This window comes from Erwinia sp. ErVv1, from assembly GCF_900068895.1.
GTDB lineage: Bacteria > Pseudomonadota > Gammaproteobacteria > Enterobacterales > Enterobacteriaceae > Erwinia.
The window spans coordinates 26,324-39,551 of sequence record NZ_CDPK01000009.1 but is presented as its reverse complement, the minus strand read 5'-3'; the positions used below and the strand labels follow the sequence as shown (position 1 = coordinate 39,551).

General features: G+C 54.9%; 9 protein-coding genes and 2 pseudogenes. 6 read left to right on the top strand and 5 right to left on the bottom strand.

Annotated features, from left to right (window positions below; all coding sequences use genetic code 11):
* Window positions 1-3 precede the first annotated feature (3 nt).
* Both A1830_RS13750 and A1830_RS21540 read left to right on the top strand, forming a co-directional pair.
* Complete coding sequence (locus A1830_RS13750) at window positions 4-804, top strand: thioesterase II family protein (RefSeq protein WP_082804175.1); 801 nt, start codon at window positions 4-6, stop codon at window positions 802-804.
* Window positions 805-907: 103 nt separating this feature from the next.
* On the top strand, window positions 908-1,423 hold the full coding sequence (locus A1830_RS21540; protein WP_197473337.1) for a ParB N-terminal domain-containing protein: 516 nt from the start codon (window positions 908-910) through the stop codon (window positions 1,421-1,423).
* Between the two features lie 210 nt (window positions 1,424-1,633).
* Here A1830_RS21540 and A1830_RS22215 read toward each other — a convergent pair.
* The 5 genes and pseudogenes from A1830_RS22215 to A1830_RS13720 all read right to left on the bottom strand — a co-directional run bounded on the left by A1830_RS22215 (window position 1,634) and on the right by A1830_RS13720 (window position 6,426).
* Window positions 1,634-2,991, bottom strand: a protein-coding gene (locus tag A1830_RS22215) for an IS3 family transposase (protein WP_156485006.1) whose coding sequence is annotated in 2 segments (ribosomal slippage) — window positions 1,634-2,529 and window positions 2,529-2,991 — 1,359 coding nt in all. Because the reading frame shifts where the segments join, the coding sequence is not laid out codon by codon here.
* Between the two features lie 77 nt (window positions 2,992-3,068).
* A complete protein-coding gene (locus A1830_RS13735) occupies window positions 3,069-3,908 on the bottom strand; it encodes a metal ABC transporter permease (protein ID WP_067707016.1) in 840 nt (279 codons plus the stop codon).
* Window positions 3,905-4,727: pseudogene (locus A1830_RS13730) on the bottom strand (metal ABC transporter permease). Before A1830_RS13730 ends, A1830_RS13735 begins: the two are co-directional and overlap by 4 nt.
* On the bottom strand, window positions 4,727-5,500 hold the full coding sequence (locus A1830_RS13725; protein ID WP_067707013.1) for a manganese/iron ABC transporter ATP-binding protein: 774 nt from the start codon (window positions 5,498-5,500) through the stop codon (window positions 4,727-4,729). The pseudogene A1830_RS13730 and the gene A1830_RS13725 overlap by 1 nt, the downstream one beginning before the upstream one ends.
* Before the next feature lie 14 nt (window positions 5,501-5,514).
* Window positions 5,515-6,426, bottom strand: a pseudogene (locus A1830_RS13720) (metal ABC transporter substrate-binding protein).
* Between the two features lie 274 nt (window positions 6,427-6,700).
* Here A1830_RS13720 and A1830_RS13715 point away from each other — a divergent pair.
* From A1830_RS13715 to A1830_RS13700, 4 genes are all read left to right on the top strand, one after another.
* Window positions 6,701-7,186, top strand: coding sequence for a GNAT family N-acetyltransferase (locus A1830_RS13715; protein ID WP_067707009.1), 486 nt, complete (start codon window positions 6,701-6,703; stop codon window positions 7,184-7,186).
* A 489-nt stretch (window positions 7,187-7,675) separates the two neighbouring features.
* A complete protein-coding gene (locus A1830_RS13710; RefSeq protein ID WP_156485005.1) occupies window positions 7,676-10,786 on the top strand; it encodes a type I polyketide synthase in 3,111 nt (1,036 codons plus the stop codon).
* On the top strand, window positions 10,783-11,937 hold the full coding sequence (locus tag A1830_RS13705) for a MupA/Atu3671 family FMN-dependent luciferase-like monooxygenase (protein ID WP_067707003.1): 1,155 nt from the start codon (window positions 10,783-10,785) through the stop codon (window positions 11,935-11,937). Before A1830_RS13710 ends, A1830_RS13705 begins: the two co-directional genes overlap by 4 nt.
* Before the next feature lies 1 nt (window position 11,938).
* Window positions 11,939-13,228 (top strand): hypothetical protein, encoded by a 1,290-nt coding sequence (locus A1830_RS13700; protein ID WP_067706999.1) that lies wholly within the window; start codon window positions 11,939-11,941, stop codon window positions 13,226-13,228.

Sequence of the window (13,228 nt, the reverse complement as noted above, 5' to 3'; positions counted from 1 at the left end):
TCGATGAAAAGTATCCGACAACACGTTCAGACAGGCGATCCACTGGCGCGCTCGTCGTCTCCGTCCCATCTGTGGTTTAAACGGTTAAACGTCTGCACCAGGCCACGCTTACGATTATTTTGTTTCCCCTACGCAGGAGGAAGCGTTTCGGTCTTCCGTCACTGGTCCGATTATTTTACCGGGGATATCGAGTTGATTGGTGTCCAGTATCCGGGGCGCGGCGAGCGCTATAATGAAACGCTTATTGCCGATTGTGGCCAGATGGTGGATGCGATTTATGCAAATATTATCCCGCAGTTGGACGTGCCCACTGCATTTTTCGGGCATAGCAATGGTGGGTTGATCGCCTATGAGCTGGCGCGAAAACTTCAGTCCGCTAATGGCTATTCGCTGTTTCACCTGTTCCTGTCCGCCAGTCGCTCTGCGGCCGATCGTCATCCGTCGTTGGGGCGTTCAGCGTTGAGCGATGAAGAACTTATCAGCGAACTGGTCAGCCTTGACGGTACGCCGCCGGCGCTGCTGGCAAACAAAGAGATGCTGGAGCTTTATCTTCCCATTCTGCGTGCCGATTTCGCCCTTTCTGACAACTATCGTTATTGTTCCACGCCACATCTTAAAAGCAATTCATCCATCCTTTACGGTCTGCGGGATAAAAGCGTATCGGAAGAGGAAATAAACGGCTGGCAGAATATTATTCAGGGGGAAATTAATTTTATCTCCATTGATGGGGGCCATTTTTTTATTCATGAAAATTTGGAAATTGTCATTTCAAAGATTAAACGTCAACTGGGTAGTCGATCCTAATCTGACTCATTGCTACAGTCGAGCCGCCGATGTGGACACGGGAGTTTTACGTTGATGACGAGATGCTAGCGGATTAACGCTGTATGTATTAAGGAAAATGAAAGTGTCTGAATACCGTATCGATATGATGGATAAACTGATAATGGATAAAAGTTTTACTGCAAAAAAAACGGCTGCTCCGTGCCGAATAGTTTTACTGGCTCCGCATCAACTGTTACCTACAGAAGATTTTATCGAGGAGCGCGTATTACAGGTGGGACGTGATATTATTCATGAGGGCGTTTGGCATCAGCCTATTTTAGTTGAGCGAACTTCTCTCATCATTATGGATGGTCACCATCGCCGGGAGTTTGCGAGGCGCCATTTATTTGCGTACGTTCCCTGTCTTTTACTGGATTATTCACAAGTGGAACTACGTTCATGGCGAACTGAATTTGACCTTCTCCCTGAAGATGTGATTGCACGAGGGGTTCAACGTCGATTGTATCCGGCAAAAACAACGCGTCATGTGGTACACGCCGACGTTAACATCCCCTGCAATTACTCATTATCAGAACTGGAACACGGCGGCTTTACCACACCCAGCGCTGCAGATAATTATCAAGGTCACGCTGAATAAGCTGGCTAAAAATAACGGGGAAGCCCTGCTGGAAACCTGAACTTCCTTGTCTGGCTTTGGGCTTCACGCATTTGGCGGGTAGGGCGGAGAATATTCGCGCTATCAGGGGGCGGTGTCTGATACTGTCTGGTCGAAGCCTGGATAGCCGTGATAAAAAACAAAAAGCCCGCTCAGGTTTTGAACTGACCCCATAAAGTTGGACGATTTATCTTAGGCGGCTATTGGGGCCTGGGTTCGGTACTCTATCGGACTCAGGCCTTTTAGCTTTTGTTTTATTCTTTCATGGTTGTAATAGTCGATATATTCTTCAATACCTGCTCGTAACTCGCTAATATTTCGATACTCACCCAGATGCAGGCACTCCGCTTTCAGCATGCCGAAGAAGCTCTCTATCACCGCGTTGTCATAGCAGTTTCCCTTTCGTGACATGCTCTGCCTCAGCCCTGCTTCCCTGAGACGCTTTTGATAGTGTGCCATCTGATACTGCCAGCCCTGATCTGAGTGCAGCAGCGGGTGTTCACCTTCACTCAGAACGGCCAGCGCCTTAGTTAACATATCGTCAACCATTGACAGGCGCGGGCGAGCTTCCATTTGATACGCGACGATCTCACCGTTATACAGGTCCAGAACCGGGGATAAATACAGTTTTTCACCGCCAATTTTAAATTCCGTCACGTCCGTTACCCACTTCTGGTTGGGTTTGTCCGCGCTGAACTGACGGTTCAGAACATTGCCGGCGGCTTTGCCGTATCGGCCTTTGTAAGAGGTGTATTTCTTCCCTCTGATACAGGATGCTAACCCCAGGTGCTGCATCAGCCTCTGAACCGTTTTGTGATTCAGCTGACTGCCTTCCCGGCGAACGGCAAGCGCGATGCGCCGGTACCCATACCGCCCTTTATGCTTGTGGAACAGCGTTAAAATCTGCTGCTTATCATCGGCGTATTTGTCCGGCTTCTTACCGCAGGCCAGCTGCCAGTAAAACGTACTTCTCGCCAGACCCGCCGCTTTTAACTGGCGGGCCAGAGGAAACTGCGGCCTTAGCTCATTCACGACCTGCGTTTTATGACGCGTTTCGCCGCGTTTTTTTCCCTGAGTAAGGCCTGCAGCTTTTTTAGATAGGCCACTTCAACGCGTAGCTGTTCAAGCTCCTCACGCTCATCCGGGTTGAGGTCCGTTTGCGAAGGGGCGACTGCCTTATTTTCAGGTTGTTCCGGCATCGTTTTTTTCCTGCGGCGGTTGTCTGTCAGGGCTTCAAGACCGCCTTCATCATACCGTCGTTCCCACTGACAAACCGAAGAAAAGGCAGGAATAGTGAACTTTGCACAGGCTTCGCGAACGGACAGCCGGTGTTCACGCATATGCAGAATAACGGACTCTTTAAAGGCCGGCGAATAGGAGAAATGGCGGGTAGTCAGACCGGCTTCACCATGAAGTTCCCAGGCGGCCGACCATTTACGAACGGCGCTGTGCTCGATACCAAAGCGCTTAGCCGTAGCCTTATGCCCTTCCAGTCCGGAAAGATAGTGCTGCACGACCTTAAGCTTAAAGCTGAGAGAATACTTGCTCATAAAAAACTGCACCTTACTCAGTTGGGTATCCAACTTTTGGGGTGCAGTTCAGAACACAGCGGGCTTTTTTTTTATTCTCAGCGGGCAGTGATAGCGTGGCGATCGCGCCTGGCCGAGAAGATAAACGCGGCGATAAACAGCACAGCGAACAGCAGCACAATGGTCGGGCCGGGCGCGCTGTCGAGGAAGAATGACAGGTAAGTGCCGCTAAAACAGACCACCACCGACAGCAGCACCGAGCAGATCATCACCGAAGAGAAGCGGCGCATCAGCAGAATGGCAATTGCCCCGGGCGCGATCAGCAGCGCAATCGACAGCACAATACCGACCGCCTTTAGCGTGGCAACGATAGTCAGGGCAATCATACTTAGCAGCCCATAATGCAGCAGCGCGGTATTCAGCCCGCAGGCTTTGGCCTGCTGCGCGTCAAACGCGTGCAGGACCAGATCGCGCCACTTGATGCCGATAATCATGGCAATCACACCGGCAATTGCGCCGCTCTGCCAGATATCCGCAGGCGAGATGCCGAGCATGTCGCCAAACAGGATGTGGTCGAGGTGCACCTCTGACTTGACGGAGATATAGATAATCAGGCCGACGGCAAACATCCCCGAGAAGACGATCCCCATCACCGTATCCTGCTTGATGCGGCTGTTCTCCTTCAGGTAGCCAGTCGCCAGCGCGCAGAACAGCCCGGCGTAGAATGCGCCAATAGCCAGCGGGATGCCGGCGATCCACGCAATAACCACCCCGGGAAATACCGCGTGGCTCATCGCATCGCCCATCAGCGACCAGCCTTTGATCACCATAAAGCTGGAGAGCAGGGCGCAGGGAATAGCGACAATCACCGAGATGGTCAGCGCGGCATGCACGAAATCAAACTCAAACGGACTAAGCAGCAGCTCTGTCAGACTCATCGTACCTCCTCCCCCTGGCTGACCCGACGGCGGCGCGCAAGCAGCCCGTGTTTCGGGGCGAAGACAAAGGCGATAAGAAACACCAGCGTCTGCGCCACCACGATAATGCCGCCGGTTGCGCCGTCGAGATAGTAGCTAACCCAGGCGCCGAAGAAGCTGGTGACGCTGGAAGCGGTCGGTCAGCAGATACGCCGTCGCCCCCGGCGTGACCACCAGGCAGATCACCAGAAAGGCACCGACGGTTTGCAGCGCGGCGATGGTGCAGGCCGCCAGCAGGGTGAAGAACAGCAGCTTCAGGGGGGTGGGATTGAGGCCGACCGAGCGCGCGTGGTTCTCGTCGAAGAAGGTCACCATCAGGTCTTTCCACTTCACCAGCAAAATCAGCAGTGAGGTAAAGCCGATTATCGCCAGCTGCAGGATATCTTCCGGGGCAATCGCCAGAATATTGCCCAGTACGATGGTCTGAATATTTACCGATGTGGGGTTAAGCGACACCATAAACAGCCCGAGGCCGAAGAAAGAGGAGAAGATCAGCCCGATAATCGCATCCTCCTTCAGCCGGGTGCGCTGGTTGAGAAACAGCATGCTGCCCGCCGCCAGCTCGCCGGAGAGAAAGGCACCCAGCGCGAACGGCAGGCCCAGCATATAGGCTCCCGCCACGCCGGGCACAATCGAGTGCGACAGCGCATCACCCATCAGCGACCAGCCCTTAAGCATCAGATAGCAGGAGAGAAAGGCGCACACGCCGCCGACCAGCGCCGAAACCCACATGGCGTTCAGCATATATTGGTAGTGAAAGGGTTCCGCCAGCCACGCCATCAGCGCTGCCCCCCAACCACCGTCAGGCCCGGCTGCGGTAGCTCATCGCTAAACTCGACGCCGCGCAGCGCGCCGCTGAAGGCATTTTCCAGATTCTCCCGCGTGAAGGTGGTGGCAGTTGGCCCGCAGGCCAGCACCGTGCCTTTGACTATGGCGGTATGATCGCAGTAGTCGCTGACGGTGGCGAGATTATGGGTAGAGACCAGCATGGTGCGGCCCTCGGCGCGCAGCTCATGCAGCAGGCTGATAATTTGCCTTTCGGTGTTAACGTCCACCCCGGTAAAGGGTTCATCCAGCAGGATCACCTGCCCGCGCTGAGCAATGGCGCGGGCGAGGAACACGCGTTTTTTCTGTCCGCCGGAGAGTTCACCAATCTGGCGCTGGCGGAAATCAGCCATACCGACGCGCTCCAGCGCCGCAGCGACCAGCCGTTTGTCTTCCGCCCGCGCTATGCGCAGCATCCCCATGTGCCCGTAGCGGCCCATCATCACCACATCCTCCACCAGCACCGGGAACGACCAGTCGACGTCTTCGGACTGCGGGACGTAGGCGACGAGGTTACTTTTCAGGGCGCGTTTTTCGCTCATGCCAAGCAGGGTGATTGACCCGCTGGAGAGCGGCACAAAGCCCATAATCGCCTTAAACAGCGTCGACTTCCCGGAGCCGTTGATGCCGAACAGCGCGGCAATGCTGCCGGCCGGGATCTGTAAGGTTGCGTCGCGCAGGGCCGTGTGCCCGTTACGGTAAGTGACCGTCAGCTGGCTGACGTCGATACCGGGCTGCTAGTTCATTTTGCTAACCCCTCGTTGATGCCTTTGACCACGGTTTCGCTGGTGACGCGCAGCAGGTCGAGATAGGTCGGCACCGGGCCGTCTGCCGCACTCAGCGAGTCGACATACAGCACGCCTCCATAGTGGCTGCCAGTTTCCCGCGCCACCTGGCGCGCGGCTTTATCCGACACGGTGCTCTCGCTGAACACCGCCGGGATCTGCTGCTGCTTCACCGTGTCGATCACTTTACGCACCTGCTGCGGCGTACCCTGCTGGTCGGCGTTAATCGGCCACAGGTACAGCTCCTTCAGGGCGAAGTCGCGCGTCAGGTAGGAGAATGCGCCCTCGCTGGTCACCAGCCAGCGCTTGTCGGCGGGGATCTGCGCCAGCGCCTGCTCGACCGGGGCAACGGCAGCGCTGATTTTGGTTTTGTAGGCTTCAGCGTTCTGGCGATAGGTTGCCGCGTTGTCCGGGTCATACTTCACCAGCGCATCGCGGATATTATCGACGTAGATCAGCGCATTTTTCGGCGACATCCACGCGTGTGGATTCGGTTTGCCGCTGTATTGCCCTTCGCTGATGCCCATCGGCGCGATTCCGTCAGAGACCACGACCTCCGGCACCCCGGAGAGATGACGGTAAAAGCGCTGGAACCAGAGCTCGAGATTGAGGCCGTTGGCAAGGATCAGCTGCGCCCCCTAAGCGCGCTTGATATCGCCCGGCGTCGGCTGATATTCATGGATCTCCGCCCCCGGTTTGGTGATCGAGGCGACATCGGCGGCATCCCCGGCAACGTTTTTCGCCATATCGGCGATCACGGTGAAGGTGGTGATCACCTTGAATTTTTCAACGGCGCTGGCCGGGGCCAGCGGTAACAGAGCAACGAGCAGGGCGCACAGCCCACGTTTAATCCAAAGCCGTTCAGGCATCACAACCCCCATAAAAGTATAAAAAAGCGGCATAGTTAGCTATTGCTATAAGGCATAGCACAGGCTATAAATCATGCGGAGCTAATTTATACAACATTACAAAATGGATTTAGTACCAGAATGGAATGTGAACTGGGTGTGGATTTTTTCCTGAACAGGAGGTGAGGTTCGTTGTGGCGGGAACCCTGACTTTAATTCTGTCGCCGTTAGTTAACATTTTTAACGTTATACCAGCTACTATTATCCTTATAGGGATTTTAACGGAGAGATTTAAATGAGCATTGAAATAAAAATAATTAAACGACCGGCGGAGGATAAGCAGGTTGCAGAGTTAATAGCGCTTTTAAACTCATCCCTTTCAAATATCAGCGGCAGTGATGGTTCGAAACGTGCAGACCTGTCCGACTTTTCCCTTGAAGGGGCACTTTTTCTGCTGGCAGTAAAACATGGAAAGGCGGTTGCCTGCGGCGGTTTTCGCCCATTAACGGCGCAGGCATGTGAAATCAAAAGAATGTTTTCGTTAGAGAAGAGGCAAGGGCTGGGACGAACGATCCTCCAGGCACTTGAAGCGGCCGCATTTGGGCAGGGTTACCGGGCAGTCAGGCTTGAAACGCGCAGGATCAATCAGTCGGCGGTGCAGTTTTATCTGATGAGTGGGTATCAAATTATTGAAAATTATGGCGTTTATCAGGGGCGGGATGAAGCAGTTTGTTTTGAGAAGAAACTATTAGGCGAGTTAATCTATAAGAAAAATCTATGATCGTAACGTCAACTGTTGCTGTTGATGAATGCCAGTAATTTTTTGATATTAAATGCTGTTTTTAGTTTTTTTATAATTTCTTATGCTGTTCTTTGGTGTGTTTTTTGGATTTTAATTTTTATGTGATTGTATTTTTCGCCTCATTGGCTTGTTAACTGATTATTGGTTGTTTTCAGGTTTATAGTGCTGCTTATTTCCTGATTATATAGGTTTTTATTCTGTATATTGTCCTGTATTTATACATATGCTTTAAATGTTTCGTTTTTATTTCAGTTGCGTTGACAGTTATTTACATTGAGGTTTATAGTTGGAATCAATAAATTCAATTCATGATTTAATACGATTTATCTTAGCAAGGGTTTTAGAAGCCATTATGGCTTTCCTCCCTTATTTTGAGTTCTTTTTTGCCAGGAATATAAGTTTTTAATCAGAAACAAAGCTCTTTTTTGAGCTTTGTTTATTAATGGCTGCTATTTCCTGGTGGGTAAAATGAATATTGCTATTGTTGCAATGCAGGGCGTTTTTCCTGATGCTGAAGATGTCGATACTTTATGGAGAAATATTAGTAGCGGCAAAGTTTCTATACCTGAATTTCCGCCAACGGTTGAAGAAAAACCCGGTCAGAACTGGATACATCGCCGGCCATTATTGACCCGCCCGGAATGGTTCGACGCGGCTTTTTTTGGCTATTCCCCGATCGAAGCCGAAGCGCTTGACCCTCAGTTACGCTTACTGATGGAGCAGGGCTGGCTGGCGCTGGAGCAGGCGAATGCCTGTCAGGAAAGCCAGCGTTTACGCACCGGTATCTTTGCTGGTGTGCGCCACTCTCGCTATTACGAAGAGCACTTACAGCACAATCCCCGCCATCAGGCCGCGCTAGGGGCCGATTATTTGCAAATGATCAACCGCAAAGACAGCGCGGCAACGCTGCTGGCTTACCGCTTAGGGTTAGGGGGGCCTGCCATTAGCGTCAATACCGCATGTTCAACCTCCCTGCTGGCCGTTCATTTAGCCTGTAACAGCCTGCTGACCTGGGAATGCGATGTTGCGCTGGCGGGCGGGGCGGCGATCCCCGCTTTTCGGCCCGAATCCCAGCGAGCGATCCCTGGCGGTTTTCTCTCACCGGATGGCTTGTGTCGCCCCTTTTCAGCGCAGGCCAATGGCACCATCGACGGTGCTGGCGTGGCGCTGGTGGCGCTAAAACGGCTGGATGACGCATTACGCGATGGCAATGCTATCCACGGCGTGATCTCTGGCAGTGCGGTCAACAGCGATGGCAACGACAAAGTGGGCTATTCCGCTCCCAGCGTCAGTGGTCAGGCGCGCGTGATTGCTGAAGCGCTGGCGGTGGCGCAAGCCGATGTAGAAGATATTGGCTATGTGGAAACCCATGGTACGGGAACGCAGCTGGGCGATTCGATTGAAATTTCCGCGCTTAAGCAGTCATGGAGCAGTGCCACCGGGCGCACCGCTTACTGCGCGCTGGGTTCCATTAAGGCGAATATTGGTCACCTCGGTGCGGCCGCTGGCGTGACCGGGTTGATTAAGGCCTGCTGCACCGTACGGGAGGGGGTGATCCCGCCGCTAGTACATTGTGAAACGCCACATCCTGCGTTGGAGCTCGCGCACTCGCCGTTTCGCATTCCGCTACAGGCGGAACCATGGACATGTGGGGAAAAGCCCCGCCAGGCAGCCGTGAGCAGCTTCGGGATCGGTGGCACCAATGTCCATCTGATCCTGCAACAGGCTCCCGAGGCATGCGCAGCGCCATTGCCAGCACCTGAAGCATCACTGCTGGTGGTGTCGGCAAAAAATCACGCCGCGCTGGAAAATCAGTGTCACCAGTTGGCTTCGGCGCTGGCGTCACGCAACGATGCCGAACTGCCGGGTTTTGCCACCACGCTGGCGTCGACGCGCGCTGATTTTACCTGCCGCACTACGGTGGTCGCTGAAAATATCGCGCAGGCAGTGAACGCGTTAGAGTCGCTTCGGCCAACATCAATGGCGGAGGTTGGCAGCAGACGGCTGGCATTGCTCTTTCCCGGTCAGGGATCCCAGCATGCGCAGATGATGCTGCCGCTGTACCGGCAACGTGCCGATTTCCGCCGCTGGCTGGATCAAGTGGCGGAGAGCATGCGACGTCATGGTGGTGGCGATCTGCTGGCACTGCTGGCGGCGGAAGGCGAAACGTTGATGTCGACGCAGCAGGCGCAGCCGGCTCTGTTTGCTACCAGCTGGGCGCTGGCGCAGTGGTGGTGCCAGCAGGGGATCGCGCCTGCGGTGCTACTGGGGCACAGCATCGGCGAATGGGTGGCAGCCTTCCTGGCAGGTGTCTTCTCACTGGATGATGCAATGCGCCTGGTTTGCCTTCGTGGTCGTTTAATGCAGGCGTCCAAGCCCGGACGCATGCTGTCCGTAGCATCAGATGCGGAGTCCTTGCAGAAGCAGCTGCCGCCGGAGCTGGAGATCGCCGTTATCAACCAGCATAACGCCTGCGTGGTGGGGGGCGATGCAGCTCAGCTTGAGCAGTTCAGCCTTGAACTGGAAAGGCAGGGGATCGCCTGCCGACTGTTGCACACCTCTCATGCTTTCCATACTGCGGCGATGGTCCCGGCAGCAACCGAGTTTGCTCAGGCAGTGGCCGCCACGCCACGCCACCCTCCCACCATCCCGATTGTCTCCAACGTCAGTGGACAGCTGCTGAGCGAAGAGCAGGCGCTTTCGGCCCAGTACTGGGCGGATCATATTCGCCGCCCGGTGCAGTTTGCCGCCGGTCTGGAATGTGCCGCCGCGCAGGGGGCAGATATTTTTGTTGAATGTGGTCCCGGTACGGTGCTGACATCGCTGACGCGCGGCGTGTTACCTCAGGCCACGGTTATCAGCAGCCAGCCGCATGTGATGCAAGCCGGGAAGTCAGTCAGCGCGCTGTTGCAGGCCGCGGGTGACCTGTGGGCGCATGGCCAGCCCATCGATCTGAGTGGATTGATGACGGCACCGTTAGATCTGCAACGTTTTCGCCTGCCGGGCTACACCTTTGAGCGTGGCTACCACTGGGCAGAGCCCCATCTTGTGCCGGATACCGCGCAGCTCAGTCAGCTTCTGGCTAAGGGCGGTGTCAGTCTGAACCTGGACGGCAAAGAGTATCGCAGCCAGCAGGAGATCCAGTCCCTGTTCAGCCAGATGATCACTCCGCAGGCTGTATCCCCTAACTTTTCTTCAGCTGGGAACCTCACGATGAAACAACCCGATACAGGCAGCACGCAGCCACAGAATGACGTTCATCAGCAGATTGCTGCTATCTGGCAGGAAGTGCTGGCCTTACCGTCAATTGGTGCGGATGAAAACTTTTTTGACCTTGGCGGCAATTCCCTTTGGGCCTTGCAAATCGTCAGCAAAGTCAACGCCCACTTTGGTTGTGAAGTACACCTTTCTGAGTTACTGCATGCCGCCACCATCAGCGATCTCAGCGCCCTAGTCGAACAGCGTTTGTTGAATAGCGTAGACACTGCAGAGTTGAATGCGCTGCTGGAGGAACTGGGTGAGCTATCTGAAGAAGAGCTGGAAGCGTTGTTGCTGGGAGAGCAGGGACAAGCGTCATGAATGAATTTCTGAAAGAAAAACTGGCGGCGTTAACATCGCAGCAGCGGGAGCATCTGCGTCAGCGCAGTGTTAAACGGGCGCAGCAGCCGCAGCCAGAAGCCGCAGGGGAGCTGGATTTCAGCCTGTTTTTTTTCTCGGCTAATGATGAAGAAGGTGCGGGGAATAAATACGACCTGCTGTTTCGCTGTGCGGAATTTGGCGATAAGCACGGTTTTAAAGCGATCTGGTTGCCTGAACGCCATTTCACCCCATTTGGCGGCCTTTACCCCAACCCTTCCGTGCTGGCCGCAGCGCTGGCGGTGCGCACCAAAAATATCGAGCTGCGCGCCGGTAGCGTGGTGGTACCGCTGCATAATCCGGTGCGCATCGTGGAAGAGTGGTCAGTGGTCGACAACCTCTCTGGTGGCCGCGTGGCGCTGGCGCTGGCTAGCGGATGGCATAAAGGTGACTTTGCGTTACGGCCTGAGGCCTGGCATGACCGGCGTGAGCGCGTTGCCAGTGGTATGCAGCAGATGCAGCGCCTGTGGCGTGGAGAGGCGGTCGCCGTTGCGGGTGTAGACGGGGAGAGTGTTGAGGTACGCACATGGCCGCGCCCGATCCAGCCAACGCTGCGCTACTGGTTGACTTGCAGCTCACCTGAAGGTTGGGTGCGCGCCGGAGAGCAGGGCTGCAATGTGCTATGTATGCTGGGCAACTCCCTCAGCCTGCTGGAAGAAAATATTCACAACTACCGTCAGGCGCGCGAGCGGGCGGGATTGGATCCGCACAGCGGGACGATTAGCGTCATGCTTCATACCTATCTGGATAATGATGTCCAGCGGGCAAAGGAGCTGGTTCGGGAACCGATGTTGCGCTACCTCGAAGGGTATATCCGGCAATACGACAGCCTTGTGGATGCGGATGTTCGTCAGAATGTGAATGACAATAAGACGCAATTTCTCGACTTTGCCTTCGAACGTTATTTCGAGCAGGGCGCATTATTCGGCCCGGTCGAAAAATGCCGCCGTCTGACCCACACCCTGAGTGCCATGGGGGTGAATGAAATCGCCTGCCTGATTGATTTTGGCATCCCCCTCGACGCTACGCTAACCAGCCTGGCGCTGTTGCGCGAATTAGCTCCCTCCCACTTTCGTGAGCAAAAGGTAAACTGATATGTCCAGTGTTTCTGCATCCCTTTCAACCCTGACTCCTGAATTAAAAAATAAACTGTTAGCCCAGCTGTCGCAGCGCGCCAAAACCGGCAATGAAGTACAAGAGATGCTGAAGACGCAGCCAGCGCCCTGGCTGACCCTCGATCGCCGCCCGCTGCTGACGTTGTTTGCGGCAGGTGAAGAAGCACCTGTGGATGCGGTGTCCATTACCTGTCTGAACGACCGCGTGGTCGGGAACGGTTTCAGTTTGCGCGATATTACTCATGGGATCTGCGGCGATCTGCCGCTGCTTAGCAATATCCGACAGCTACCTGAAGGACGCATTGCCACGCTGACGCTGCCACGTACTTATGGGCAAATTTACTCGCAAAGCGGTGATATCGTGCGGCTGGTTGAACAGAGTCTGAATATTGCGCAGTCGCTGGGCGCGCGTAGCGTTTCGCTGACCGGGCTGATCCCATCAGCAACCCGCTACGGCGAGGCCATTCGTCATCAGCCCGGCCAACCGTCAATCACCACCGGGCATGCCACCACCACCTCGGCGGTGGTGCTGTCTTTGCAAAAACTGCTACAGGCAGCAGGGCGCAATCTGGCAGAAGAAGATCTGAGCTTTATTGGTCTGGGATCGGTGGGGACTGCTGCGCTGTCTCTGATGCTGAAAGTGCTACCGCATCCTCGCAGTCTGACATTGTGCGATCTCTACACGCGGCGCGATGCGCTGGAAACATTCATGCGCTATCTGCGCGAGGAGCTAGATTATCAGGGGGAGCTGCGTTTTGTGCCTTCACAACGTACCTGCCCGGAAGAGATCTACCAGGCGACGACGCTCGTGGGCGCAACCAACGTGCCGAATGTGGTAGATATCACCCGCCTGCGCCCGGGGACTCTGATTGTTGATGATTCCGATCCGCACTGCTTTGATACTGCGCAGGCGATTGAGCGACTGGAAACTCAAGGCGATATTCTGTTTACCGAAGGTGGCGCATTACGTGCTCCCGGCGAGATCCAGCATCGAATTTATGTACCCAAAGCGCTGGAGTGGGCGCTGCAATATCCGGCGGATGACGATAACGCCCATCATATTACCGGCTGTATTCTCTCCAGCTTGTTCTCCGGCAAATTTGGTTATCCTACAACACTGGGTATGGTCGAGCCGCAGCATGCCGTTACGCATTACAAGGCGCTGGTTGAACGAGGCTACCAGGCGGCCAACCTGCATTGTGGCTCCTGGCGTGTCCCTGCTCCCGCCATCGCGGCATTCCGCCATAGTTTTGGCGCGGGGGAGGCGTAA